1 protein-coding gene and 1 pseudogene are annotated in these 3,407 nt (G+C 71.7%); both read right to left on the bottom strand.

Annotated features, from left to right (window positions below; translation table 11 throughout):
• Positions 1 to 453: pseudogene (locus tag ENSA5_RS29335) on the bottom strand (hypothetical protein); the annotation flags it as partial.
• 3 nt (positions 454 to 456) lie between these two features.
• On the bottom strand, positions 457 to 3,407 hold a 2,951-nt coding region (locus ENSA5_RS29330), incomplete at its 5' end, for a helicase-related protein (protein WP_106395021.1).

The raw sequence follows: 3,407 nt of genomic DNA, 5'->3' as shown, positions 1-3,407 counted from the left end.
GCCGGCCTCGGGGTCGTCGAGAGCCCCGAGGGGCGCGGCGCCGAGGGGGTCGGCGTCGTCCTCGGACTCGGGGAAGGGCAGCTCGAGGACCCACAAGAAGGGCCGGCCGTGGGTGTCGATCGCGAGGGTCAGCGGGACCACGCTGCCGTCGGGCAGGGCCCGGGCGGTCGGGGCCCGGTCGTAGCCGAGGGCCTCGAGCACGCGGGCGTGGAAGTCGGCGCAGACGGCCCGCCGGGCCTCGTCGTCGCTGGCGCTGGGGTAGGCGGCGAGGGCCTTGAAGTAGGGCTCGGCGAGGCGGGCGAGCTGCTTGGCGGGGGTCTTGGCGCCGCCGTCTTTTTCGCGGGCAGACCAGGCCTTGAACACGGGGCCGAGGTCGTCGGGCAAGACGGCGTCGAGGTAGTGCTGCGAGTAAAAGTCGCCGACGTTGTGGACGTGGGTGGTGTCGATCGCCATCGCTCAGCTGGCCTTCCTGGACGCCTTGAGGGGGTGGCTGGCCGAGACGAACACCGCGGCGACGCGCAGGTAGGGCTCGGCGTCGGTCGCGAGGGCGTCTTGAAACCACTGCTTGCGCTCGTGAACGAGGCGCTCGACCCGGGCCTTCTCGTGCTCGAGGGCGACCTTGCGGGGCGCCCGGGTCTCGGCGGCGATGCGGTCGTCGAGCTGGTCGAGGCGGCCGTCGGCCCAGGCGTCGAGGCGGCGGATCTCGGCCCGGATCTGGGGCTGCAGCTGCCTGGCCCGCTCGCGCCGGACCTCGGCCATGTGGGCCCGGGCCGCGTCGACGCAAGGCGAGAGCATCAGCCGCAAGGCCCGCTCGTCTCGGGGCTGGCCGTCGTTGGCGAGGGGCGCGTCGAGGCCGAGGCTGGCGATCAGCTCGCGCGCGGGCACGACCTCGGCCATGTCGGCCGCGGCCGCGCCGAGCTCGAAGCGGAGGCCAAACCACTGGCTGATCGTCGGCTGGCTGCGATGGTTGGAGATCACGCCGTGGACCATGAAGCAGACCTGGCGCTCGTCGAGGCCGCGGTCGACGGCGATGATCGGGGCGGCGTGGCGGGTCATGTGGGCGACGAGGCGGTCCGTCAGCCACTCGCTGACCGGGTGCAGGGGCCACAGCAGGTCCCACTTGGGCCAGTCCTGGCTGCGCTCGCGGGCGCGCTGGAACTCCTTCATGAGGAACTCGCGGTCGACGCTGAGCTTGAAGCGGTCGCCCTCGCGGCGCAGCTCGGGCGGGAGCAGGTCGAAGCGGCGGGCGAGGTCCGGGGGCGCGACGATCTCGACGCCCGAAGCCTCGACGTGGCGGGTGGCCTCGTCGATGTCGGGGTAGGCCGAGGCGAGCTCGCCGAAGGCGTCGATCGTGAACCCGAGGTCGTCGGGGTAGAGGCTGATCGACTCGGCGAGCTCGAGCTCCTCGGTCTCGCGCTCGGTCTCGGCCTGGGCGGCGACGAGCTCGGCGAGGAAGTCGAGGCCGGACTGGGGCGAGTCGGGGAGCTCGGGGATGATCTGCTCGGGGCTGTGACCGGCGGCCACGCCCTCGATCACGTGCTGCTCTTCGGCGGCGGCGTCTTGGAGCTGCAAGAGCGACTGGACGTCGCCGAGGTTGCGGTGGGCCTCGTGCTCTTTTTGGACGAGGCGATCGAGGACCTGCATGTCGGCGTCGACGCCCTCGGCCGCGGCCCGGGTCAGGAGGTAGTGGATCCTTGGCCGCTCGCGCTGGCCGTAGCGATCGACGCGGCCGTTGCGTTGCTCGAGGGTGATCAGCGACCAGGGGATGTCGTAGTGGATCAGGCGGTGGCAGTAGAAGTGAAGGTTGATGCCCTCGGCGGCCGCGTCGGAGCACAGCAGCACGCGCAGCTGGCTGTCGCGGCTGCCGAACTCCTTGACCATGTCTTGCTGGGCGGTGTCGTCGAGGCTGCCCGAGAACACCCCGATCGCGCCCTTGGCCAGGCCGAGCTCGCGGGTCAGGGCCCGCTCGAGCATGTCGAGGGTGTGGATGCGCTCGGAGAACACGACGACGCGCTGATCGTGGTCGAGGCCGCCGACGAGCTCGATCAGGCGCGCGAGCTTCGACGGGGGGCTGGACTTGGTGTCCTTGGCGGCCCTGGCCAGGCGGTCGAGCTCGGTCAGCAGCGCGCGGTCGTGGCCGGCCTCGGGGGTGTTGGCGCCCTTGTCGGGCTGGGTCAGGCGGGCGTGCTTGCGGCGCTCGTCGAGGGTGCTGATCAGGGCCTCGGCCGAGCTCAGGGCCGACTTCTTGAGCAGCGTCCGAAACAGGGCGCTGCTGCCCGCGAAGCCGCCGCCGCGCTTGCGCCGACCGAGGGTCTGGAACTCGGCCGTGGCCAGGGCCTGGAGCAGGGCCTCTTCGGCCGGGGTCGCGGCGACGTGGTGGGGGATGAGCTCGCGGTCTTGAAAGGACTCGCCGACCTCGTGCTCGATGTCTTTTTTGAACCGACGGACGTAGAGGCCGCCGATCTCCTCGTTGGTGAACTCGGCGGGGTTCACGACGGCGGTCGGATCGAGCAGGTTCATCAGGCTCGCGAAGCTCTCGGGCCGACCGTCGTGGGGCGTGGCCGAGGTCAAGATCAGCGAGTCGCAGGTGCCCGCGAGGCGCTGGGCGAGCTGGGCCCGCATGCTGGCCTGGCCCTTGCGATTCGAGCGCTCGGCGACGTGCTGGCACTCGTCGATGACGATCGCGTCCCAGCGGCAGTCGTCGAGGTAGCGGCGGTATTTGGTGTCGCGCTTGAGCGTGTCGATCGAGATGATCGCGCGGTCGTAGAAGTGGAAGGGGTTCATGTTGGCCGGGATCCGCTGCTGGACCCGCTGGATCCCGCGCGAGTCGAGGCGGACCAGGGGGATCGTGAACCGGGCCCAGAGCTCGCCCTGAAACTGCTCGAGGACCGAGCGCAGGGCGACGACGAGGATCCGGCGGCCGCGGCCGCGACGGATGAGCTCGGCGAGGAGCACGCCGACCTCGAGGGTCTTGCCAAGGCCGACGCCGTCGGCGATCAGGATCCGGGCGCGGGGCTGGGCGAGGGCCTTGGCCGCGGGCACGAGCTGGTAGCGGGTCGGGTTCATCGCGCCGCGGTGGCCGATCGTGAGCTCGGCCGAGGTCGGCGGCGACTGACGCAGGAGGCTCTCGAGGTAGAGGCGGGTGCGGCGGTACTGGGGCGAGTCGTCGCCGACGAGGGCGGTCTCGCGGGGGTCGAGGATCGTGACCTCGTCGAGGTCGTCGAGGAACATCGACTCGCGCCCGCGGACGAGCTCGCTGACGCCGACGACCCGGAGGGCGTGGCCGCCGGTCGCGGTGCCCTGGACGCTGCGGACCATCCACTCCTCGTCGCGGATCTCGACGCGGGCGCCGGCGGCGTAGCGGGCAGCTTGGGGGCGAGCTTGGGGGCGAGCTTGGGGGCCAGGGC

The organism is Enhygromyxa salina (assembly GCF_002994615.1).
GTDB classification, from domain to species: Bacteria; Myxococcota_A; Polyangia; order Nannocystales; family Nannocystaceae; genus Plesiocystis; species Plesiocystis salina_A.
This window is presented reverse-complemented; position numbering and strand designations above follow the sequence as displayed.